Consider the following 23,209-nt stretch of genomic DNA (forward strand, 5'->3'; position numbering starts at 1 on the left):
TAATTAAGCTTTTCCAACGCCGCATGCGGCGTGGTAGTCGGCGATGCTGCGCGTGACTCTCCAGATCAGCAGCGCTTCCGGATCCAACGGCTTCGACGCGAACCCGGATGCGGCTGGCAGGTGCTGCCAGAACAGAGGCAGCGGCACGGACTGGCCGCGAAGCGCGCCGCAGAGCCGGTCGACTGCTGCAGCAGCTTCCGGCGCCGCCCAATAGTAGCGGATGCGGTCCGACAGAGAATAGTGACGAAGCCATCTCTTCTCGTCGTTGGTGCCATGGTAATGCTTTCCCCAGTTCCCCGGCTGGCTAAGCATCAGCGATTCCATCGCCGCATAAAGCGGGCGGCTGCCGTAGTTCGGCAAAAGATCCGAGGCGATTGCGTCGAGCGCATAGAGAGCCTCGCGAAGAACGAAGGTGAGTTCGGGACCAACCTTCAGGATAGCGAAGCCGTCCTGGACCAAGGCGGACAGCGGCCCCGTGCCCTGATAGTCCGTAGAGTGTGCCTCGAAGACGAACTGCGGCTCGTCATCGAGAACGGACTTCAGCGCGTCGATCTTGCTTCGGTCGTAGAAAATCACGTTGTGATTTCCAAACTCGACACCCGGCTGAACCACGAGGCCGATCGCGCGGCCGAACGCCTGCTCGAGTCCCTTGTCTGTGAAGACCTGGCGATGAATGCTGATGGTCTTCAATGCCGCCGCAGCGGATGTCGGCTCGATCGTATCGAGAGCATGGTCCGCCCCGCCTGGAGGCGGCACCTCTGTGCCGATGATATACACAGGCATCTCGCCGCCCGCCCTCTCGGCATGAGCTTCGGCAACCGCCGCAAGTCGCGCAGCGCGGTTGGCGGTCGTCTCGTCGTCGAGCGCCATCGGCTCGCCCTTGCAGCCCATCGAGGCGTCGAGGTGAATCTTTCGGAATCCGGCGTCGACATACGCGGCGACCATTTTCTCGGCCTCCGCCATTGCCTCTTCCGCGGGTAGATCTCGCCAAGGGTTCGGCCCAAGATGGTCACCGCCAAGGATGATCAGCTTTTCCGGGCAGCCCTCTTCCGCTGCGATCTTGCGAACGAGTGCCGCGAAATCGCTCGGTGTCATCCCGGTATAGCCGCCGAGATGGTTGACCTGGTTGCACGTCGCCTCGATCAGCACTGTGCTTTCGTGCTGCCTGCCGTGGCGAATCGCAGCTCGAATCACGATCGGGTGGGCGGAGCAGGCAGACGTCACGCCCATTGGACGTCCTCGCTTCCGACGCGACGCCAGTTCCCTCAGATCGACCTGCATCACGAGCGCCTTTCCGTCGAAGAAATGAAGGCGTCCAATTCCTGCCGAGTTCCAGCGCCCTCCATCGGACCGCGAATGGTCACATTGCGGGCGCCGGCAGCAGATGCGTAGGTCAGCGCTTCGGCGGGAGACATGCCAAGACGGCGGCAGGTGAGGTATGCACCTCCGAAACAGTCACCTGCTCCGGTCGGATCGACCTCTTCGACGACGAAGGCGGGCGCGTCCACTCGCTCCCCGTTTGCGCCGAAGAAGGTTGCCCCGTCGGCTCCGCGCTTCAGGACAATTTCCTTGACGCCAAGCTCGAACAGCCGCCCGATGGCATTGTCCTCGCCTTCCACGCCTGCGGCTCTCTCAAGCTCTTCGCCGGACGGCAACAGAAGATCCGCAGCCTCTACAAGCTTTGCGAAGCGTTGTTCGGTCGCCGGGTCCAGCTTCAACTCCTTGCGGATGTTCGGGTCGACCGAAATCGTGCCTCCCCTCGCCTTGACGATGTCGACGGCGCGGTCGATGACCTCGCGCGCGCTCGGCACGGAAAGAGCCGATCCCATCACGTGCAGATGTCCGGCGCGGTCCATCAGCGCCTTGACGTTGTCAGACCATCCAAAGCGTGCGGCCGCCGACGTCGCGATGTTGTAGACGAAGTCGCGCGAGCCATCCTTACGGTACCGAACGAAGGCGCTGCCCGTCGGGAATTCGCTGTCGACGGAGATCGTCGAGATCTCCACGCCATCGCTTTTCAGACGGTCCGTATTCAGTCGGCCGAAGTCATCGTTGCCGACTGCGCCGACCATGGCGGAAGATCCGCCGAGGCGTCCGCACTGCGAAATGAAGATTGCGGGTGCGCCGCTTGGGTATGGTCCCACTAGCGGCTGGGCCTCGGTAAATCCATCTCCGATCGTGGTGGCGACGATCTCGACAAGAATCTCGCCTACGCAGACGGTCGGACCGAGCTGGTCCGGAGCAAGTACTGAAGCCATCACATTCCTACTTTCGAGTGTGTTCCCTATGTCGCTGCCAGATGAGGCAGTGTGCCGTCGTCGCTTCCGAACTCCTCGTTCTCGAGAGAGAGAAAGCGTTGGTGCAGCATGCAGGCCGCACCGAATGCAGATCCGAACTCCGCATCGACATCGACGACGATCTCGGGATTCGGGAATGGAATGTTCTGCCCTTCCGACATGTGAACGGCGACACGAGCCGCGACCATCGGATAGAGCGATGCGACCGAACCACCGAGAACGATCCGATCAGGATCAATCAGCCGGCAGGCCTGAAGCAGTGCGTATGCAAGGTGCTTCGACCAGGTCTCAGCGATATTCACGGCATCCGGGACGCGGTCGCGAACATCAGCGAGGAAGTCCTGGATGTCCGCCGCTTTCCTACCGGTAGCCTGCCTGTACTGCCTGATGAGCACCTCGCGACCGATAAGCTGCTCGAATTTCTGTCCGCCGCTTCCTGGCACCAAAGTGTGCCCGATCTCTCCCGCAAGGCCGTGGCCTCCGCGGAAAAGCTTGCCATCGATCATAATGCCGCCGCCGACGCCCGTCTCCATCGTCAGGAATAGAGTCACTCCGGTAGAACCGTGCCGGTAGCTATCGCCGATGGCGAAGGCATTGGCATCGTTCTCGATCAGAATCGGCACCGCTGCCGGAAAAGCAGCCCGGCCGATCTCCTTCAAGGGAACCTCACGCCATCCGATGATCGGCGCCAAGCGAACCGTCCCGTCGAGACCTATGTGAGCCGGTGCCGAAATCCCAAGACCCTTGCATCCACGGATCATGGCCTTAGACATCGCTCCCAGGATCAGCTCGACACCCTGCGCAACAGCCTGCTCGACAGTTGAGGAAGGCGTGTCAAAAGCCATCTTGCGACAGACGCGAACCTCGGCCGCAAGATCGATCACCGTGGCCGATATATGCTCGACGCCGATCTCAATACCGACAAAATACGCAGCGTCGGATACCATCTCCAGCATGATCCCCGGACGACCGAGCCGCGTGTGATCGCCGCGCGGCTTGGCGGTTCCTTCCGATTCTTTGACGAAACCGCTTTCCGTCAGCTCGGCCACGATCTCGCCCGAGGAGGAGCGATTCATCCCGAGCTTCCGCGCGAGATCCGCGCGGCTCAGCGAGTGATGAGCATAGATCGTCTGCAGCGCGGCGACGATGTTGTTCTGCCGAATTCTGCGAGGTGAACTTCCGGTCGAAGCGGTGTCGTTCATGGTCATTTCCCTTCAAATCAACGTGCTCCAATCCTTACACAATTGGAGCACGCCGCCAGAAGGATAATTAGGGCCGCGCGTTCGTGACACGGCGACGCTTTGCCTCTTCGTATTTCAGCTCGATGTACTTCTTCGCGTGCGCTGCGAGCGGATCGTTGTCCGTCCACGTGTCGCGCCAGATTGCGCAGGCAAGCGACAGACCCTCGTCGACGACGGCAGTGGAGAAGCTTTCAAAGACGACATCCCGCTTGTAGTCGATGTCCAGAAGCGCATCGAAGATCAGGTCGAAGTTGATCGTCCCGTCGCCGAGATAGCCGCGGTTGCTTTCGCCGATATGGAAGTAGCCGATTTTGTCGCCTGCTAGCCGGATCGCCGCTGCGGGGTTGGCTTCCTCGATGTTCATATGGAACGTGTCGAGATGCAGGCGGACATGATCGGAGCCAGTTTCTTCAATGAACTTCAGACCCTGGGCCGTCGTGTTCAAGAGGTTTGTCTCGAAGCGGTTCACGATCTCGAGCACGAGATCCACGCCTGCGCCCTTCGCGATCTCGGCCGTGTCGGCGATAGCGGCGACGCTGTTGTCCCAACCCGTCTTGGTGGGAGCGCGATCGTATTTGGAGTGCGCCGAGTAAAGGATGCCGCCAAGCTTGTTGCCGCCGATATCCCGGACCGCACGCACGGCATCGGAGAGCGTGCGCTTACCTGCTTTGACCGCAGCCTCATCTTCGCTCGAGATGTCGTTTTGGAAGCCGAGGCCCATCGTTACTCCTATCTCGACGTCGAGCGACTGGGCGAGCTTCGCAAGTCTGTCCAGGTTGAACTTCTCCGGCCGCAGATACGCAAACTCGATGGTCCTGTATCCGTGCTCCGCCGACTTGTTGAGGGCCATCTCAAGACCCTCCTGAGTTTGGCCGCCTGTCCATACAAATGAATGGATACCCAATCGACGCATAACCGTTTTCCTCCACTAAATGCCTTCGGTTGGCCAACAGCTATTTCATTTAGTATGGCAACACAACAAATAATTTGAACCGCCGCAAATTTTGGCATTGCGATAGAGATACATTGCATTGCAGCATCTTGAGCGGATTATCAGCGCCAACCTGGGCAGCACGGATAGCCAACCAAATAAGTTTCCGGAAATATCAAACACATAGTTGGTATATTTGCATGTTTAGGCAACAAATGTTGCAGCTTTGTCTTTTTTCATTTACAAACTCGTTCGGCGAAATGACTTCGCTGCTATCTGGGAGGATTGAAATGAAGTATGCATTGAAGGCCAGCGCACTTGCGCTGACGGTAAGTCTCGCGACCGCCGCATCGCCCGCATGGGCTGATTTCTGGTCGGACGCAGGCGCCAAGTTCAAGGGTGTGACCCTTCACGGAGTGACCGAATCCACTCCTCCGTCCAACTACATCAAAGATGTTCTAGCTCCGGACTTCGAGAAGAAGACCGGGATCAAGGTCGAAATCGAAACCACCTCGTGGGACCAGATGTACGACAAGGCTATCAAGGACATGGAAGCCAAGACTGGCATCTATGACATGGTCTACATTGAGCAGGACATCATCTATTCCTACCTGGCCCGCGACTTCCTTGTCGACGTGACGAAGACCCTCAAGGACCAGCCGGACCTCAAAGCGCCGACCTACGACGACAAGAACTTCACGAGCTTCGCGGATTATTTCAAGGGATCGAATGGCGATCTCTACGGCATTCCGATGGAAGCATTCCTGAAGACCTATCTTTACCGTAAGGACCTCTTCGATGATCCGAAGGTCCAGGAAGCATTCAAGAAGGAGACGGGCAAGGATCTGAAGCCGGCGACCACACACGAGGAATACACGCAGATTGCGGAATTCTTCACGAAGTGGGGCAAGGACAACGGCGAACAGCTCTGGGGCACGACGGCGCAGGCTCACACGGGTCATCCGGCGTCTTGGTACGAGTTCTTCGAATCCATCGCGCCAACGTTCGGTGTCTACAACTGGGGCATCGACGCCAAGAACAATTATGCTGCGACCGTCAAGAACGGCGGCTCCATGAATGGCGACAAGTCCAAGGCTGCCCTGAAATACTGGCTCCACCTGCGTGACATCGCTCCGCCTGAGTCCACCCAGTCGACCTGGACGGAAACCGCAACGACGTTCGCTGCCGGCCGCGTCGCCCAAGGTCTGATCTACGGCGAGAATGCCGCGTGGATCGCAAGCGATCCGGCGCAGTCCAAAGTCGTGGACAAGGTCGGCTTCGCCCTGCCTCCGCTCGAGCCCGGCGTGCTCGACGACGCCAAATCCGGAAAGGGCTATATCGGCTATTACGACGGCGGCGCCTTCGGCCTTCCGATCACCTCGAAGAACAAGGAAGCAGCGCTGCTCTTCCTTCAATACATCGGCCAGAACGATGTTCAGCCAGACTGGGCGATCGCCGCTCCGCGCATCACCAACACCGCCACCTTCGACGATCCGAAGGTGAAGGAGATGGACGTCAAGCTCGGCGGTTTCTACACAATGCTGAAGGAGCAGGGCAAGCTCTTTGCGGGCGCGCCTCCGTACCCGTTCCACGCCCAGGTGCGTGAAGCGACTGCACCGATCTTCTATGACATCCTGACTGGCAAGATCGCCCCTGACGAAGGACTCGACCAGATGGCCGCCAAGGCCGAAGAAGAACTGACGTCTCTCGGCTATCGCAAATAAAGCATCCTCCCCAACTTGGCGGGTCGTCTTCGCTTGGCGACCCGCCCCTTTCCGGCTCGCACGGCTGCCTCACGGCTGCCAGAGGATGAGGTCATGCATTCACAGAAGCTCGGATGGCTGCTGCTGTCCCCAACGATCATAATCCTTGGGCTCTTCGGCATCTTCCCTTTCATCTACGTCGTCTGGGTCTCCTTCCATCAATGGAACCCGTTTGCCGCAAATCCTGCAGCAGTGTTCAACTGGGCCGCAAACTACCGCACCCTTGTCTTCGATCCGGGCTTCCTGGCATCGCTCGGCGTGACAATCGCCTTCGTCTTCTTTGCAGTGGTTTCAGAACTCGTTCTCGGTTACGTGCTGGCACAGGCGCTCATGAAGGATTTCCCCGGCAAGGCATTCTTCCGGACAATCCATACGCTGCCCCTGATTATGGCACCTATTATCGTCGGCTCCGTCTGGAAGCTTATGACGACGCCGTCGATCGGCATCATCCCGCACCTGCTTAGAGCCTGGTTCGGCTACGACCTCAACATCGGCCAGAGCGCCGTCGCGGCCTTCACCGTGACGATCATCATGGACGTCTGGCACTGGACGCCTCTTGTGACCCTGTCGCTGATCGCAGCGCTTGTTTCGCTGCCGCCGGATCCCTTCGAACAAGCTCAGATCGACGGCGCTGGCAAGAGCCAGATCTTTTGGCACATCACCCTTCCGCTGATCCGCCCCGCACTCATCGCGACAGTTTTCATCAGACTGATGGACGCGCTGCGAACCGTCGATGAAGTCCTCATGCTGACAGGCGGCGGCCCAGGATCATCCACCCGCTACATCGGCGTGCATATATTCAAGGAGGTCTTCCCCAAAACGAATTACGGCTACGGCTCGGCGATCTCCGTCATCGTCCTCTACCTGACCATCGTCGTCTGCTGGCTGCTTTATGTCGGCCTAATCGCACCACGCGTGAAGAGGAACTGACCCGATGAATAGACACAAGCCATGGCTTTCCCTTCTCCTCTGGACATTGCTCAGCCTCGCCACGCTGTTTCCGATCTACTGGCTGTTCGTCATATCTGTGAAGCAGCCATTCGACCTGTTCTCGACCCCTGACGTGATCCTCCGGAGCTTCTTCTGGAAGAACTACCAAGACGTGCTGACCAACGAGACGCTCCGGCGCTACATGTACAACTCGCTGATAATCTCCTCTGGCAACGCTCTCCTGGTGACCACGTTGGGCTTTCTTGCCTGCTATGCGCTATCTCGTTTTGAAATGGCCGGAAAGGAAAGCATTTTCTTCTGGACGATCACCAACAGAATGGCGCCGCCCGCCGTCTTCCTCTTGCCGCTTTTCCTGCTTCTCACGCAGGTCTACAAGATCGGCGACTTCTCACTGCTCGACAGCCGGACCGGAATGATCCTGGTCTACTGCTCCTTCAACCTTCCATTTGCGATCTGGACGCTGCGCCCGACCATCGAGGGGATACCCAAGGAACTGGATGAAGCAGCATATGTCGACGGTGCAAGCCCCTGGACGGTTCTCTCCGATATCGTCTTCCCACTCGCGCGTCCCGGCCTCGCGGTAACCTTGATCCTTACTTGGGTATTCGCCTGGAACGAGTATCTGCTGGCCGCAACGCTCACCAACTTCAACGCACGCACTCTGACGACAGGCCTTTCCGAATACGTCACGACGACAGGGACGGCATGGGGAATCATGGCGGCAATCTCGATGCTGACGCTGATCCCGGCCCTCATCGTCTTCTCGGTCGTTCAGCGTCACATCGTCGCCGGTCTGACCTTCGGCGCAGTGAAAGGATAGTGACATGGCTACGGACACTCAAAAGAACGAAAAGCAACCCGGATTCCTCCCGATCGAAACCAATTGGTTCGACCGCCTGTTCATCTCGGTGGTCATCTGGGTTGCGATCTCGCTCCTCTGGCTGCGCTTCCTTGAGCCGATGGGGCTGTCGATATGGATCGCGGTCGCGATCTCCGTCGCCCTCGGCGCTTACATCGTCCGGAAGGGGTGATCCAATGCAGTCCGTCAAACACAACACAACGCAAGCCGTTCTGATTTAGGGGAGGAACGACATTGGCAAACGTACAGGTTAGCGACATCACCAAGAAGTATGGTGCTCTTCAGGTCATGCACGGCGTGAGCGTCGACATTGAGGATGGCGAGTTCGTTGTCCTGGTCGGCCCCTCTGGCTGCGGGAAATCGACACTCCTTCGCATGATTGCCGGATTGGAAACGGTCAGCAGCGGCGACATCCGGATCGGCGGTCGCGTCGTCACCAATGCTCCTCCCAAGGAGCGAGATATCGCGATGGTGTTTCAAAGCTACGCGCTCTATCCCCACAAGACCGTCGCCGAAAACATGGGCTTCCCGCTCAAGATGGCGAAGCGGCCCAAGGCGGAAATCGACGAGAAGGTCCGGCGCGCAGCCGAGATCCTCGACCTTACCCGCTACCTCGACCGTTTCCCGAAGCAGCTTTCGGGCGGCCAGCGGCAGCGCGTGGCCATGGGCCGAGCCATTGTCCGCGATCCGCAGGTCTTTCTCTTCGACGAGCCCCTCTCGAACCTAGATGCGAAGCTGCGCGTCACCATGCGCGTCGAGATCAAGGAACTGCACCAACGGCTCAAGACCACGACCGTCTACGTCACGCACGATCAGATCGAAGCGATGACGATGGCCAACAAGATCGTGGTCATGCGCGACGGTCGCGTCGAACAGGTCGGCAGGCCGCTGGATCTCTACGACTTCCCGGCGAACATTTTTGTCGCCGGGTTCATCGGCAGCCCCTCGATGAACTTCCTGCAGGGGAAGGTCGCGACGAAGGACGGCCAGAAAGTCGTCGTTACGGAAGGCGGTGTGGCGCTGCCGGTGGACAACATTAACGTCGAGGACGGCCGCGCTGTCACCTACGGCATCCGACCAGAGCATATCACCATCGGTGATGGTGGTGTCCCCGTCGAAGTTTCGGTGTTCGAGCCGACCGGATCCGAAACGCTGATCTTCGGTCGCGCGGGCGGAGCGCCTATCGATGCCCTCATCCGCGAACGCATCGATGCAGTGCCGGGGAAGACTATGCCATTCCGCATTGATCCGAGAAAGGCCCACATCTTCGACCGGGAAACGGGAAAGCGGCTTTGAAAGGTATAAGCATGGATTTTGTAGGCAAGACTGTCATCGTCACGGGTGCGGGCAAGGGTATCGGCCGGGCGACCGTCGAGCTGTTGATTTCGAAAGGCGCATCTGTGGCGGCCCTCACCCGGAGCGCCGCGAACGTCGAAGAACTCAACGAGTTGGGCTGCACAGCCAGACAGGTTGATCTCTCTGACGCAGAAGCGACGCGCGAAGCCGCGAGATCTGCGCTTCCCGCGGATTTCCTCGTCAACTGCGCGGGGACGACCGAACTCCAGCCGTTTCTGGAGACCACGATCGAGGCTTTCGACCATCTATACGCCGTGAACACGCGCGCGCCGATGATCGTCGCCCAGGAATACGCCCGCTCGACAATAGAGTCCGGCCGAAAGGGAGCGATCGTCAATGTCTCGTCAGTTGCGGCATTCGTCGGCATACCAGATCATGCCGCCTACTGCGCTTCTAAGAGCGGCTTGGACGGCCTCACCCGGGTGATGGCCAAGGAGCTGGCACCGCATGGGATCCGCACGAACGGCCTGCATCCGACCGTGACATTGACGCCAATGGCAATTAAGGCCTGGAGCGATCCCCAGAAGGCTGCCGGAATGCTGGGGCGGATTCCTGTCGGCAGGTTTGCAGATCCGGTCGACATCGCAGAGGTCATTTTGTTCCTGCTCTCCGACGAAGCCGCGATGGTGAACGGCATCTCCATGCCGGTCGATGGTGGATACATGATCGCCTGAGATCTTGGATGGAGGTCGATTAGGCCGCCGACCGATCTTTGCCGGGCGGCCGGCTCCGATCGCGCGGCGATGCCGAGACCGCAAATTAGCGTTTTGGCGCTACAAGGCTTTGGGACATCCCAGGCGTCGATCATGGACGGATTGCCGTTCGTTGAGGCAAAGCGTGAAACTCCGGGAGGACGGGTATTTCACCGCTGTCCCGGAGTCCTGGGCGCTTTCACGGCCGTCCGACATAAGCCGACCCGGTGATCGTGATTTCGTGGCCAAATGTGTAGCGACACATCCCCATGAAATCAAGTGCGTTAGGCCGTGTGGAAGGCGTCGCTGCAGCCGGGCTCGTTAAGCGCGTCCGAGACCTCCCTTCCCATCAACTCTCCGCGCTCGGTGAGTTCGGAAACCAGCTTCAAGCAAATGCTCCGGTTACGTTCAATAATTCCAGTCGAGCGTTCCAGCTGCGCCCGAAGGGTGGAATCTACCTCCGCCATCAATGTGGCATCGGCGTTCCTGAGATCGTCGGCACCACCATCGTTGACCGGACCGTACGAGGCGAGATTCTTTCCCATTCCGCAAGACCTCTCGAGCGCAATGGCCAGCTTCGTCGCTTCGTGTAGGTCGGATCCAGCACCTCCAGTGGAACCGTCGTCCCAACATCCCAGGAGCAACTGCTCGGCAGCCATGCCCGCCATGGTCATAGCGATAATGTCGAGATAGTGCTGTTTCGTCCGGCGCTCCCACACACGGCGAGCGAATACAGCCTGTCCGACATGCTGCTTCGACTGGCCGAGCCGCAACGACGAGACTACGGATACTTTCGACAGTTCCATCCCGAGGACGGCGCCAACTACGGCATGGCCGATCTCGTGGATCGCGTTCAACCGAACGACATCCTTTGGCAAAACGACGACGGGCGGCACATACCGAAAAACATCGTCGACGGTCAGAGAGGTTCTGCGCCGTCTCGCGCTTCTGCGAGCATCCCGTACGATCTGCTGGATAGCGGCACCTGCCAGACCATCGGTGGCCTCGGCGAGCGCGCGGTGATCATTGGTGCTCAGCTCCTGCCTCAGATGCATCCGGAAGATTGCGGCCCTGGCGTCCGGATCAGGAAGAGGTATCCGGATATGACGATCGAGGCGGCCCGGCCTCAAAATGGCGGGATCGATGCGATCCGGATAGTTGCAGGCACCGACAACGACGACGCCCTCTCTCGCCTCTAGGCCGTCGAGCTGCTCCAGCAGTCCGTTTATCGCTTTAATGTCGTAGGACGAGTTGTCGCTATCGAGAGTGTCTCGATCGCCAAATGCATCAAGTTCGTCAATAAACAGAATCGCCGGCGCCCGCATCTTTGCCTCCGCAAAGCTTGCACGCATCGCCTTGAGGAAATCGCCGAGGTGGCCCTTCGCTTGCCACGTCGCATAGGAGGCTATGACCAAGTCCATGCCGCATGTCGCAGCAAGCGCTTGAGAGAATATCGTTTTCCCGACGCCCGGTGGGCCGGAAAGCAAAACACCCTTGTCAACATCGTCCCATGCAAGCCTAGCAGACTGCCACTCGGCGATATCGCGTGCCAGATCAAGCCCCCAGAGCTTCGCCTCACCGTAGCCCTCCATGGATTCAAGCTTCAGGGCAGCGTCGATTATCGGATTTCGCTGCGATGCACGGGGCTGAGCTTCTTCGAGGTCGCGAAGCTTCTTCAGGACACGTGATATTGGACGCCCCCTGACCACGGCTAGTTTGAGCCAGCGCCAATTACTTCGTCCAAGAGTTCCTGCCTCTTCGAGCGTTATGTCAACTTTATGCACCCACTTGACCACGCCTCGCACCAATCGGTCAGAGGGCACCTCAAGCCTCAGGACTGAGTCGAAGGCAATGGCTATCTCGTCGGGAACGTCGCGCACGTCCGCGAAAAGCACGATGGTTCTCTTGTTGGCGAAATCGTCCAAGATGGTGTCGTAAGTGTCCCGCTTCTCATCGCCCGCGTAAGCGCGATCGGGGACCCGGAAGTCGTTCGTAGGATTCAAGTGTGCCGCCGCTGCTCGAAGATAGACGCCTTTGTCCTCCCACCTCGGAATGACGATAGCCACCGCATAACGCTCCGCGCGCTCGTAGGCACGAAGGACGCGCGCGATGTTCGCATACGCGATGTACTCCGGCAGGGCGAAACCCTGACGATTTCGAGAAATGTTCATCTACTCATCCCAACCAGGATAGGTGCCGAGCGCGGCCGTACGAAGCAGCGCCGCGACTGCGACTGAAAAGTTGAACTCAGGGAAGGATTCGAATGCGGTCGTTCACGGGAACACCCGCTTTTGCGACCGCAAAAAATTAGGCCATTTCCTGCGGTGGGGCTTGAGCTAGGCCGAGCTTGAGGTACCGATGCGTAACGACATCCGACGCAAGCGAAACGATCCGGCTGCTCTCGCCGGCAAGAATGCCCAGGACTCGATTGTATTGGCCGTCGAGGATCTTCATCGCTTCCTTCTCAAACCGCTCTGGTAGTGGCAATTGGCCAAGGACATCAATGGCGCCGAGATAGCCCGGTGTCCTGCCGAAGCCGTAGCTCCCGATCATCCGCCTTGCGACGCCAGTCACCAGTTCGAGATCGCTGCCCAGCACTCCTCCGGAGCCGACCGAACGAGCTTCGAAGACGATGGCCTCCGCAGCCATTCCGCCGTATCCAACGGCTATCGAATTGAGCATGCTCGCCTCGGTCGGAATGTTGTTCTCAACCACATCGTATTCGGTCAGCCCTCCGCGATACCATGCTTCGGAATCAGATATCCTTGAGATCTTGATAGTGGCACTCGATGCATATCCCACCGCAAGTGCGATCAGCGCGTGTCCCACCTCGTGAACCGCCATCCGGAAATAGTCCGCATCCGTGTAAATGGGGATCCCGGTCGCCAGACCCTGCACATGACCATGTTCTCCATTCGGCGCGACATCCGGCGGCTCACCCTTCTGCACCTCGACCAGATCCTCGTTTCGCTCCTGTGATGGATCCATCGTCAAATCGCCCAAGGGGCATGCCTTGGCGCGGCTTGTGAGTCTATCAGCTGTTCCCAGGCACTTTCGGTTAGGCCTGCCACCTTGAGCCGCGGTGACATCGGCACTCGGATGATGTCCTTGGATGCGGTTGTCATCCTGCATGCGGCCTCCAGAACGTTTGTGCTCTCAAGGCGTCGATCCGCCCTGAGAGATCACTTGGCAAATGCGTCGCGGTGTCGAATCGGACTTTCAAAAAACGCCCCTCTTCATCGTCTTGGATGAAAAGCTTTATAGCAGATGAATCCTAGAGCGCCAGATATGACGCCTAAGGCGTCACAACTTTTTTGAATCCTTAAGATTCCTGCGTTTGCAAGGGGACCTTGATTGCTACGCCGCGTAACCCATGCAATCACCGGCAGATGATCGCTCCGCCTAACGTCCTAAGAGCCGCTCGCGAACTTCTAGGTATGAAGCAGGTTGACGCTGCGACAGCGTCGGGCCTCTCTAGGCGTACCATACAGCGGCTTGAGTCAGGCGAGCTTGACGGTACCAACGCTTCCATTGTCTTGCAGACATTTTACGAAAAGCAAGGGATCGAGTTTGTCCGGCCAATCAACAGCCAAGGATGGGGCCTAGTTGACAACACTAGGCTTCGCGCCGGGTTCAGAGAACAGCAGTCGTCAGATACCTGAACGCACCGAAACAGCCCAATCGCAATAGTTGGGACCTTCCACGGTCGGCTGCAGCAGCTTTGTCGTTAATTGGAATTCGTACGCGCTATGCGCACGTTGAATGATAACCCTCCACGGTCATCGGCATCCCTGCCTGTACCGTGCAAGAATTATCGCAGATCAATGCAATTTACGCAACCGATTTAATTCGCAAAGCATTGAATTTAATAGATTTTCATTGTCCGAAAAATCTTGCGGCGATGGTATTCTTGTGGCCAAGCTTCTTAACTGCAAAATCTCCGCTGTATCGCAAGCTCGAACGAAAGAACCGGACGATCTTTTGATCCGGGGGCTTTCTGCCCCCAGACCCCCGAGGATATTTACAGAAGGGTTATGCCACTCAGCGTCAGCACCCGATACCTCTCGTTTTTGAGGTAAAATCGGTCGATCCGTCAAATCAGTGCGCCTCGTCAATTGCAAAGAGCGCTATCCTGGCATTGCCGATGATATCGCGGAACCCCTCCATCAGGATGCGTTCTGGTGTCACGTAGAGCAGGTCGAGATTTCCCGACGAGATCGCCCGGCGAACCTCGACATATTCCTCGCGCGTCAGCGACGAGTTGAGCGCGGCCGCCCGAATACCGAGCTGCTTCATCGCCTCCACCTGGTCGCGCATCAGCGCGATCAGCGGCGAGACGACGATGCCGACACCATCGCGGCAGAGTGCGGGGATCTGGAAGCAGAGCGACTTGCCGGCGCCTGTCGGAAACAACACCAGCGCATCGCCGCCATCGACCACATGCTCGACGACCGCCTGCTGCTTGCCGCGAAAAGCCGGGTAGCCGTAGACGTGGTTGAGAATGCCAAGCGGCGTGCGCTCGGCGCCAAACAGCGCGTCACCCGCTGAAAACCGTGTATCCGCCGCGTCCATCAATGGCTCGCAGCCCCTTTGACGCGACCGGAGAGCACGCCGAAGCCATCGATGATCGCTTCCTGGTTCTCAAGCCGCAGGCCCTCGAAATGAACCTCCTGCAGCGCCCGCATCAGCTGGTCGATCACCTCTTCGTTGCCGCTTTCGGTGGCCTCGGCGATCTCTTTTTCCAGCTCGATCTTCTGCCAGCGCAGCGCCTTGGAGCGCTTGTGGAAGGCGAGCGCCTGGCGATAGCCCTCGCGCGCATCCTCCATCGCCGCCTGTTCGGTGGCGATCCATAGCCGCGCATTGCGGATCTGCTGCTCCAGCGTCTTGATCAGCCCGCCAAAACCCTGCTCTTCCAGGCGCTCGATCAGATAATCACGCGTCAGATGCGGACCGGCAACGGCAGCAGCTGCCCCGAGCATGCCCGACCACAGCCGCTGCAGCTCGCGGCTGTCGTAATCGATCGAGGCGATCTCGTCATATTCGTCCTGCATCAGCGCCGGGTGGTTGACGACGGTCAGCGCCAATACGCTCTCGCGCAGCGCCGGCGTCTCCTGATGGCCGCGCACCAGCCCGGAGCGGGCCAGCCGATCCGAAATACCGCCGCCGGAAACACGCGCACCGCGCGGGCCATCGTTGCCGCGTCCGCGACCCTGCCCACCTCCACGCTCGAAGCCGCCGCGATCAAAATTGCGCCGCTCGCCGCCGTCGCGGTTCTGGAACTGCGGCCGGAAAAAGCCGTTCAGCCGGTCGCGCATGTCCTGCTGGTAGTGCCGGCGCACATCCTCGTCGGCAATGACGGCCACCAGCTGCCTCAGTCGCGCCTCGAGCTCGGCCTTCGCCTCCGGCGTCTCGAACGAGCCTGTCTTTAATTCGCGGCCCCAGATCATCTCGGCCAGCGGCTTGGCCTGGCTCATCACCTTGTCGAACGGCGCCCGCCCCTCGTTGCGCACGAGATCGTCGGGGTCCTTGCCATCAGGCAGCAGCGCGAAACGTACGGTGCGGCCAGGCTTGATATGCGGCAGCGCCAGATCGGCCGCGCGATTGGCGGCGCGGATACCGGCGCCGTCGCCGTCGAAGCAGAGCACCGGCTGCGGCGTCATCTTCCAGAGCAGCTCCAGCTGGTTTTCGGTGAGCGCCGTGCCAAGCGGGGCGACGGCGTTCTCGACGCCCGCCTGATAGAGCGCGATCACGTCCATGTAGCCTTCGACGGCAATGATCGTGCCTTCGCCATTGGCGCCCTGTGTCGAGCGCCGCGCGCGGGCGAAATTGTAGAGCACGTTGCCCTTGTGGAAGAGCTCCGTCTCGTTGGAATTGAGATACTTGGCCGGCGCGTCCGGCGACATGGCGCGGCCACCGAAGGCAATTACTTTCTCGCGCGAAGACAGGATCGGAAACATGATGCGATCACGGAAGCGATCGTAGGACACCGGAATCTCTGGCCCGTGCACGACCAGCCCGCAAGCCTCGATCTGCTCCTTGGATGCCCCCTTGCCCGCCAGATGCTCCTTCAGCGCATTGCGGCTATCGGGCGCGAAGCCGAGACGGAAGGTTTCGATCGTCCGCCCCGTCAGCCCACGATCGCGCAGATAGGCGCGTGCGCGTGCGCCGTTCGCCGTCTGCAGCTGGTCCTGGAAGAACTGCGTCGCCATCTCCATCACGTCGAGAAGCGTGGTCCGCTCCTTCTCGCGCTTTTCCATGGCGGGATCGGCGACGGGCATCGCGACGCCAGCCATATCGGCGATCGTCTGCACCGCCTCGGGAAAGCTCAAGCCCTCGAGCTCGGTGAGGAAGCGGAAATGGTCACCGGTCACGCCACAGCCGAAGCAATGATAGCGGCCCTTGCGGTCCTCGCAGTGGAAGCTCGGCGACTTCTCGCCGTGGAACGGGCAGCATGCCCAGTAATCGGCGCGCGAGACGTTGGTCTTGCGCTTGTCCCAGCTCACACGGCGGCCGATCACGTCCGAAATCAGGACGCGGTCGCGTATCTCGTCGAGAAAGGAGTTTGAAAAGCGCATTTCTACCTCTTGGCTATCCTCCATATAAGCAAGTTCCCGGGCGCATGCCACGAACTTTGGCCGATAGCCACGCTATACACAGGTTGCTTCGATGACCGGCACCCGACAACGTGGCCACCTGAAACTTTCAACAAAGCGTGACTGTCGAAGGCACACGCCAAACGGCGAAAGCCTGTCTTCAGGACAAACGAGAACAACCGCGATGGCGGCACTGTCGCGATACACAAATAAAACAACACCTTACGGCCGAGACTCGAATCCGATTGCGAGCCGGATACCATAACTGATGTTCGCTTTAAGGCGGCGATTCCCGCCAATTATTATTTTTTTGTAATTTGAATCCGATGCCGCATCGCAATAACGTCAGTCTCAACAAAGCGATCCCCTCGCAAGGCACCATCCCTACCCCCGGCGCCGCCTTGCAAGGGTGCCTTTGCAAATACCCGCTGATGAGGACCCAGGTCCTGCGTCGTCAGCCGGAGCAAAGAGCAAGAAGGCAGGAACGCCCCCAGTTCCTGCCTTCTTTAATTTCTACCTGACGTTTCATATTTTGCATCTAGACTGCCAATCACAGGCAGATTCCACCAGCAATTGATTGACAGTCGTTGGTCGCAAGTCCAATGAAGGCGGCAACTTCGGATGGTTGCCAAGCATGCCACATAAGGTTGAAGAATTTTTAGAGAGTGACGCATTTTTCGCGTTGGTTCTGGAATTCGCGCGCGAAATGCTCGCGATCTACCGCGAAAGCCCGCGCATCGCGTCGATATTCGCCGCCCAGCAACGCTGGTTGATGGCGCAACTCGGATTCGCGCTTTATTTCGGCTACCCCGATGATCCCAAGGGTGGCCTCTATTCCGGACGTTTCATTTCATTCGCCATCGAAAAGAAGATCGCCAGCCGCAATACGGCCGCCGCCTTCATGCAGGAAATGCTCGCCTATCGCTTCCTGCGCCCTGTCGAAATCCCATCCGACAAGCGCACGCGCCTGCTGGAGCCAACCGAAACGGCGCTCGAGCATTTCCACAAATGGCTCGCCGCCCACCTGATGATCCTCGACAACCTCGATGGCGGCCATCGTCTTGAGGCGGCGATGAAGGATCCGATGGTCTTTGCCCGCATGCAGCCGCGGATCGCCAAGGGCATCATCGACAGCGACGCGGTGCGCGATCCCGGCGCGACCTATAATCTTTTCAACTGGGCGAATTCCGGCGGTCTCGTCATGGATCTGCTGATGACGCGCATAACCTCTTTCGACAAGTCGATGGAGCGCGTCGCGATCGGCAGGTTGTCGCTGAAGGAGATCCGCGACCAGTTCATGATCTCCAACACGCACCTGAAGCGACTGCTGTCGCAGGCAGCCGAGATGGGCAGCATCGGCTGGTCCGAAGCCTCGTTCAAGGGCGAGACCTGGATGTCGAAGAAGTTCGTGCGGGAATATTGGGGCTACCAGGCCGCGAAATTCGCCGTCATCGACGCGGCCGCCGCAAGCGTGCTCGGGCCCGCGGTCCCGAAGACCGCGCGCCTGGCTTGATCGATCAGTTCAAGAGTTCCTTGACGGCGCCCGACGCCTTGGAGAAATCCATCTGGCCGGCATAGCGTTCTTTCAGCACTGCCATCACCTTGCCCATGTCCTTCGGACCGGCGGCACCTGTCTCAGCGATGATCGCCGCGATGTTGGCGCGCACATCCGAATCGGAGAGCTGCTTCGGCATGAAGTCCTGCACCACCTTGATTTCGGCGCGCTCCTTGGCGGCGAGTTCCGGACGATTGTTCTCGTCGTAGATCTTCGCCGATTCGTCGCGCTGCTTGACCATTTTGGCCAGGATCTGCAGGATTTCGTCGTCGCTGGCCTCTTCTTTGCCGGCGCCGCGATTGGCGATATCGCGGTCCTTGATCGCGGCCTGGATCAGGCGAACGGTCGAAAGACGCTCGGCATTCTTGGATTTCATCGCATCCTTGAGGGCGGCGGCGAGTTGATCGCGCAACATCATAAACACTCCTGTTTGAATGCCGCTTCATAAACCAGACGAATGCGTGGGATCAAATAAATTGCGAAACGCGCGACATAAAGCGGCAGAAAACCCTTAGAATCTGCGGTACAAAGATTGACCTCAGGAAATAGCGTGGCTATTTACCGCCACCTGCACCAAAATTCGTGATCAGGCCTGAGAGCGCGCGCCTTGCCGCGCGTACACGCTTGCGAACCAAAATGGCCGGCCAACGTTGCCCAAGGACGTCTGGCGGCCGGAAACGGGATGAAGATGACCGCGACAGCACCCTGGACAACCGAAAAGCCGACCGCCCTGCTCGTTCTGGCGGATGGCACAGTGATCGAAGGCAAGGGCATCGGCGCGACCGGCAAGGTCCAGGCCGAAGTGGTCTTCAACACCGCGCTAACTGGTTACGAAGAGATCATGACCGATCCCTCCTACCTCGGCCAGATCGTCACCTTCACCTTCCCGCATATCGGCAACATCGGCACGAACGAAGAAGACATCGAAGACCTGACGCCGGCAGCACGCCACGGCGCGGTCGGCGTCATCTTCAAGGCCGACATGACCGAGCCCTCCAACTACCGCGCCGCCAAGCATCTCGATGCCTGGCTGAAGGCCCGCGGCGTCATTGGCCTCTGCGGCGTCGACACCCGCGCGCTGACTGCCTGGATCCGCGAGAACGGCGCGCCGAACGCCGTCATCGCCCACGACCCGAACGGCGTCTTCGACGTCGACACGCTGAAGGCCGAAGCCAAGGCCTGGAGCGGCCTCGAAGGCCTCGACCTCGCCAAGATCGCCTCCTCCGGCCAGTCCTCGCAGTGGTCGCAGACCCCGTGGATCTGGAACGAAGGCTACGGTGAACTGAAGGCCGAGGACGCCAAGTACCACGTCGTCTGCCTCGACTACGGCGTCAAGCGCAACATCCTGCGCCTGTTTGCCGGCCTCGACTGCAAGGTCACCGTCATGCCGGCAACGACGAGCGCCGAGGAAGTGCTCGCCATGCAGCCAGACGGCATCTTCCTGTCGAACGGCCCGGGCGACCCGGCAGCAACCGGCGAATACGCCGTTCCGGTCATCCAGTCGCTGATTAAGACGGATATCCCGCTCTTCGGCATCTGCCTCGGCCACCAGATGCTGGGCCTGGCACTCGGCGCCAAGACCGAGAAGATGCACCAGGGGCACCACGGCGCCAACCATCCGGTCAAGGACCACACGACGGGCAAGGTCGAGATCGTCTCGATGAACCATGGCTTCGCGGTCGACACGAAGTCGCTGCCCGAAGGTGTTGAGGAGACTCACGTTTCGCTGTTCGACGGCACGAACTGCGGCCTGCGTGTTTCAGGCAAGCAGATCTTCTCCGTCCAGCACCACCCGGAAGCCTCCCCCGGCCCGCAGGACAGCCACTACCTCTTCCGCCGCTTCATCAACATGGTGCGCGAGAAGAAGGGCGAAGCGGCACTGGCCGAACGCTAAGCGCAGATCCGTGGCGCGGTCGACAACGCCTGCGCCACGACCGGCACGAGTGATGCCGATAGCGGCATCTCGCCCAAAAAGTTAATGGCAATTTAACGCCCGCCACCCAAGATCAGCGCCAAGGACGACAATCGTCGTTGGCGGAGGCGTTTGATGCAGGACAAGCAGCACATTGCCAGCCTTGACGGTCTGCGCGGCATCGCTGCCGCCGCCGTCGTTTTCGCGCATCTGCACCTGATCTTTCCCGCGTTCGAAGGCCTGGAAGTCACGGGTATCGGTGACCGCTCGGTGGCGATCTTTTTCGCGCTCAGTGGCTTCCTAATGGCCTATCTCTATGGCGACCGGCCAATTAACCGCACAGCGGTCGCGGACTTCCTCGTCAGCCGTTTTTCCCGCATCTATCCTGTCTATCTGGTCGCCGTTGTCGCCATCATCGCACTTTCCAGCATTCCGGCTTTCGACTTCATCAATCCGATCCATGGGCCGAAAGAGATCGTCCGACACGTGCTCCTGTTCGGCTCCAGCGGCGTGCTCTGGTCTGTCCCTCCGGAAATCCAGTTCTACCTCCTCTTCCCGTTGATCTGGCTGTTCTTCACCGATCGAAAGCGTTACCAGACCCTCGGCCTGCTGATCGCCGGCTTCCTCGCCATAGACGCCCTGCTCGGCTTCCCCGGTCCCGGCATCTTGCTGCTGTCGAAGCTGGCATTCTTTCTTTTCGGCGCAGCCGCCGGCAGACTGCATTCGATGCTGGCCGGACAGCAGATCCGCCGCCCGGTAGGCAAGCTGATCGGTCTGCTCGCATTGGCCTTGCCCTTCTTCGTGCTCGTCTCCAGGCAGCTATTTCCGGCGCCTGAAAGTGCATGGGGGCTGGAGTCGGCCTTTGCCGCCGCACTCGTGGTGCTGCTGGTCGCACGCGAGCATCCGATATCGGCGGCGCTGTTTGCCGCCCCGCCGACGCGCTTTCTCGGAAAGGTCAGCTTTTCGCTCTATCTCTTCCACGTCCCGGTGATGTTCCTGATGGCCAATGCGCTGTCGGACATGTTCCCGCCCTACGCGGTCGTCCCGGTCGCGCTTTGCGCCGCGTTGCTGATTGCCTGGATCAGTTACGAATGCATCGAGACGCCGGCCCGCCGGGCGCTGGTATCGCTCTGGCGCCGCCGACGCACGATCGAAACGGTGGAACTGGTGGAAAAGCAGGTCGGCGCATAGAGACTACGGCTTGGGAGGCGACCGGATCGGAGGATGCCGATGCAACGTCCGCGCAAATACACCGGGGTGGATGCCTCTGCGGAAGGATCCGCTACCGCATTGCGGGTGCCCCGCTACGCAGCAGCCTCTGCCATTGCCGGACATGCCGCAAGATCGCCTCCGCGCCGACGCTTCCTTTCGTGGTGTTTCCCGCGGGCAGTTTGGTCTTCGAAGGCGATTCCCCTCAGAGCTTCGCCTCCTCCGAACATGTCGTGCGAACATTCTGCGGCACCTGCGGCTCGCCGCTGATCTATGCCACCACGACCGATCCACAGACCGTCGACGTCATGACCGTGAGCCTCGACAACCCCGAGGCCTATCCACCGCAAAACCATGTCTGGGTGTCGGAAAAGCTCGGCTGGGATGTCATTGCCGACAACCTGCCGCAGCATCCCCGAGGCTTGCCCGACAAGGATTGACGCCGGACCCGGACGTCACACCTCGCGCCGCATCAGGATATAGAACCGCGCGCAGAGCATCAGCGCGGCCGTGAACAATCCGATCAGGAAGCCGAGCCAGATGCCGATGCCGCCGAGCCCGAGCGGAAACGCCAGCGCCCAGGCCAGGAAGAAGCCGATCGGCCAATAGGCGATCAACGCCAGGATCATCGGCACGCGCGCATCCTTCAGCCCGCGCAGCAGGCCATTGGCGATGGCCTGCAAGCCATCGACCAACTGGAACAGCCCGGCAATCACGATCAGCGGTCCGGCATATTCAAGCACCTGCGGCGCCTCGGCCGAATGCGTGTCGAGAAACCAGCCCGCGAAGAAACCGGGCATGATCGCAAACAGCAACCCGCCGACCGCCGAGATCACGCAGGCGAGTACCGACACGGACACGGCCGCGCGCACCAGAGCCACGCGATCCCCCTGCCCGTGCGCGACGCCGACCCGGACGGTCGCCGCCTGCGACAGGCCGAGCGGGATCATGAAGGCGATCGATGCCCACTGCAGCGCGATGCCATGCGCGGCAAGCTCGATGGTGCCGATCCGGCCCATCAAAAGCGACGCCATCGTGAACAGGCTGACTTCGGCAAGGATGGTGACGCTGATCGGCAACCCAAGGCGCACGACCTCGAAGAAGGCTTTCCAATCCGGTCGCCAGAAGCGAACCAGGATCTCGTAGCGCCGTGTCTCTGGCCGGCTCTGAACGTAAGCCAGAATGAAGAAGAAGCCAGCCGTCTGCACCAGCACCGAGACGATCGCCGCACCGCGCAGCCCCATGGCCGGCAGGCCGAAATGGCCGAGCACCAGCGCATAGGCGAAGACGGCGTTCAGCACCAGCATGGCGATCGTGACATTGAGGATGACGGCCGCCTTGCCGATGGCGCTGACCAGCGCGCGCAGCACGTTGTAGAGCAGCCCCGGCAGCACGGCGAACTGGCCGATGACGATATAGCTATGCGCCAGCGCCGCCACCTCGGGCTTCTGCCCGGCGGCAAGCAAGATGTGCTCGGAATTGAAGAAGGCCGGCAGCATCAGCACCCAGAAGGCGAGAACCACCCACAGGCCCATGCGCAGCGACCGTCGCACGCTGACAACGTCGCCACGGCCATAGGCCTGCGCCACCATCGGAATGACGGCGATCGAGAAACCGGAGCCGAAAACCAGGATTGTGAACAGGAACTGGCCGGCCAGCACCATCGCCGCCAGATGCTCGGCGCCGAGCCTCCCGACGATCATCACGTCGGTGGTGTTGATACCGAGCTGGGCCAGCTGCGCACCGATCAGCGGCACGCCGAGCGCCAGCGTCGCGCGGATATGCGCGCTCCAGCGGTTATCGGTTGTCGGCGCCAGCTTTCGCGCGTCGATCGGCGTGTCCATGACGGT

The 23,209-nt window shown here is 60.0% G+C and carries 20 protein-coding genes and 1 pseudogene; 11 read left to right on the top strand and 10 right to left on the bottom strand.

Translation table 11 applies throughout. The features are described from left to right. Positions 1-3: 3 nt before the first annotated feature. The 4 genes from J5286_RS15095 to J5286_RS15110 form a co-directional block, all read right to left on the bottom strand. Positions 4-1,281: a D-tagatose-bisphosphate aldolase, class II, non-catalytic subunit gene (locus J5286_RS15095; protein ID WP_209191127.1), complete on the bottom strand. Its 1,278-nt coding sequence runs from the start codon at positions 1,279-1,281 to the stop codon at positions 4-6. After that, positions 1,281-2,258 (bottom strand): tagatose kinase, encoded by a 978-nt coding sequence (locus J5286_RS15100; protein ID WP_209191128.1) that lies wholly within the window; start codon positions 2,256-2,258, stop codon positions 1,281-1,283. Before J5286_RS15100 ends, J5286_RS15095 begins: the two co-directional genes overlap by 1 nt. Positions 2,259-2,284: 26 nt before the next feature. After that, entirely contained in the window at positions 2,285-3,499 is a 1,215-nt protein-coding gene (locus J5286_RS15105; RefSeq protein ID WP_209191129.1) for an ROK family transcriptional regulator, read from the bottom strand. 67 nt (positions 3,500-3,566) lie between these two features. Then, positions 3,567-4,451 carry a sugar phosphate isomerase/epimerase family protein gene (locus tag J5286_RS15110; protein WP_209191130.1) on the bottom strand — a complete coding sequence of 295 codons (885 nt, stop codon included), beginning with the start codon at positions 4,449-4,451 and terminating at the stop codon, positions 3,567-3,569. A 308-nt stretch (positions 4,452-4,759) separates the two neighbouring features. On the opposite strand from J5286_RS15110, the gene J5286_RS15115 reads away from it, so the two are divergent. From J5286_RS15115 to J5286_RS15140, 6 genes are all read left to right on the top strand, one after another. After that, a complete protein-coding gene (locus J5286_RS15115) occupies positions 4,760-6,193 on the top strand; it encodes an extracellular solute-binding protein (RefSeq protein ID WP_209191131.1) in 1,434 nt (477 codons plus the stop codon). 93 nt (positions 6,194-6,286) lie between these two features. After that, positions 6,287-7,162 carry a carbohydrate ABC transporter permease gene (locus J5286_RS15120; protein WP_209191132.1) on the top strand — a complete coding sequence of 292 codons (876 nt, stop codon included), beginning with the start codon at positions 6,287-6,289 and terminating at the stop codon, positions 7,160-7,162. Positions 7,163-7,166: 4 nt separating this feature from the next. After that, on the top strand, positions 7,167-8,003 hold the full coding sequence (locus J5286_RS15125) for a carbohydrate ABC transporter permease (RefSeq protein WP_209191133.1): 837 nt from the start codon (positions 7,167-7,169) through the stop codon (positions 8,001-8,003). A gap of 4 nt (positions 8,004-8,007) precedes the next feature. Further along, positions 8,008-8,214, top strand: coding sequence for a DUF2160 family membrane protein (locus tag J5286_RS15130; RefSeq protein WP_209191134.1), 207 nt, complete (start codon positions 8,008-8,010; stop codon positions 8,212-8,214). A 62-nt stretch (positions 8,215-8,276) separates the two neighbouring features. Beyond that, the gene (locus tag J5286_RS15135; RefSeq protein ID WP_209191135.1) at positions 8,277-9,338 is read left to right on the top strand and encodes an ABC transporter ATP-binding protein; all 1,062 of its coding nucleotides are present in this window, start codon (positions 8,277-8,279) and stop codon (positions 9,336-9,338) included. A gap of 11 nt (positions 9,339-9,349) precedes the next feature. Continuing rightward, positions 9,350-10,072: an SDR family oxidoreductase gene (locus tag J5286_RS15140; protein WP_209191136.1), complete on the top strand. Its 723-nt coding sequence runs from the start codon at positions 9,350-9,352 to the stop codon at positions 10,070-10,072. A 302-nt stretch (positions 10,073-10,374) separates the two neighbouring features. Here J5286_RS15140 and J5286_RS15145 read toward each other — a convergent pair whose 3' ends face one another. After that, positions 10,375-12,261, bottom strand: coding sequence for an AAA family ATPase (locus J5286_RS15145; protein WP_209191137.1), 1,887 nt, complete (start codon positions 12,259-12,261; stop codon positions 10,375-10,377). Positions 12,262-12,397: 136 nt separating this feature from the next. Then, positions 12,398-13,222, bottom strand: a complete 825-nt coding sequence (locus J5286_RS15150; RefSeq protein WP_209191138.1) for a M41 family metallopeptidase — start codon at positions 13,220-13,222, stop codon at positions 12,398-12,400. A gap of 257 nt (positions 13,223-13,479) precedes the next feature. Here J5286_RS15150 and J5286_RS31730 point away from each other — a divergent pair, with 257 nt between their 5' ends. Next, positions 13,480-13,752 carry a helix-turn-helix transcriptional regulator gene (locus tag J5286_RS31730; RefSeq protein WP_449090021.1) on the top strand — a complete coding sequence of 91 codons (273 nt, stop codon included), beginning with the start codon at positions 13,480-13,482 and terminating at the stop codon, positions 13,750-13,752. Between the two features lie 439 nt (positions 13,753-14,191). Here the strand turns inward: J5286_RS31730 and J5286_RS15160 are convergent. Both J5286_RS15160 and dnaG read right to left on the bottom strand, forming a co-directional pair. After that, positions 14,192-14,662, bottom strand: a pseudogene (locus J5286_RS15160) (DEAD/DEAH box helicase); the annotation flags it as partial. Beyond that, positions 14,662-16,665, bottom strand: coding sequence for a DNA primase (gene dnaG / locus J5286_RS15165; RefSeq protein WP_209191141.1), 2,004 nt, complete (start codon positions 16,663-16,665; stop codon positions 14,662-14,664). The pseudogene J5286_RS15160 and the gene dnaG, both read right to left, overlap by 1 nt. Positions 16,666-17,317: 652 nt before the next feature. On the opposite strand from dnaG, the gene J5286_RS15170 reads away from it, so the two are divergent. After that, a complete protein-coding gene (locus J5286_RS15170) occupies positions 17,318-18,196 on the top strand; it encodes a hypothetical protein (protein ID WP_209191142.1) in 879 nt (292 codons plus the stop codon). 4 nt (positions 18,197-18,200) lie between these two features. Here the strand turns inward: J5286_RS15170 and J5286_RS15175 are convergent, their stop codons facing one another. Then, entirely contained in the window at positions 18,201-18,653 is a 453-nt protein-coding gene (locus J5286_RS15175; RefSeq protein WP_209191143.1) for a GatB/YqeY domain-containing protein, read from the bottom strand. Positions 18,654-18,926: 273 nt separating this feature from the next. Between J5286_RS15175 and carA the strand changes: the two genes are divergently transcribed. The 3 genes from carA to J5286_RS15190 all read left to right on the top strand — a co-directional run bounded on the left by carA (position 18,927) and on the right by J5286_RS15190 (position 21,799). Then, on the top strand, positions 18,927-20,132 hold the full coding sequence (gene carA / locus J5286_RS15180; RefSeq protein ID WP_209191144.1) for a glutamine-hydrolyzing carbamoyl-phosphate synthase small subunit: 1,206 nt from the start codon (positions 18,927-18,929) through the stop codon (positions 20,130-20,132). 153 nt (positions 20,133-20,285) lie between these two features. Then, positions 20,286-21,341, top strand: a complete 1,056-nt coding sequence (locus J5286_RS15185) for an acyltransferase family protein (protein WP_209191145.1) — start codon at positions 20,286-20,288, stop codon at positions 21,339-21,341. Then, positions 21,242-21,799 carry a GFA family protein gene (locus J5286_RS15190; RefSeq protein WP_209191146.1) on the top strand — a complete coding sequence of 186 codons (558 nt, stop codon included), beginning with the start codon at positions 21,242-21,244 and terminating at the stop codon, positions 21,797-21,799. Before J5286_RS15185 ends, J5286_RS15190 begins: the two co-directional genes overlap by 100 nt. 15 nt (positions 21,800-21,814) lie before the next feature. Here the strand turns inward: J5286_RS15190 and J5286_RS15195 are convergent, their stop codons facing one another. Beyond that, a complete protein-coding gene (locus J5286_RS15195; protein WP_209191147.1) occupies positions 21,815-23,203 on the bottom strand; it encodes an MATE family efflux transporter in 1,389 nt (462 codons plus the stop codon). Positions 23,204-23,209: the final 6 nt, after the last annotated feature.

Origin of the sequence: Rhizobium sp. 16-488-2b (genome assembly GCF_017741815.1) — a bacterium.
In the GTDB taxonomy this organism is placed as follows: Bacteria; Pseudomonadota; Alphaproteobacteria; order Rhizobiales; family Rhizobiaceae; genus Rhizobium.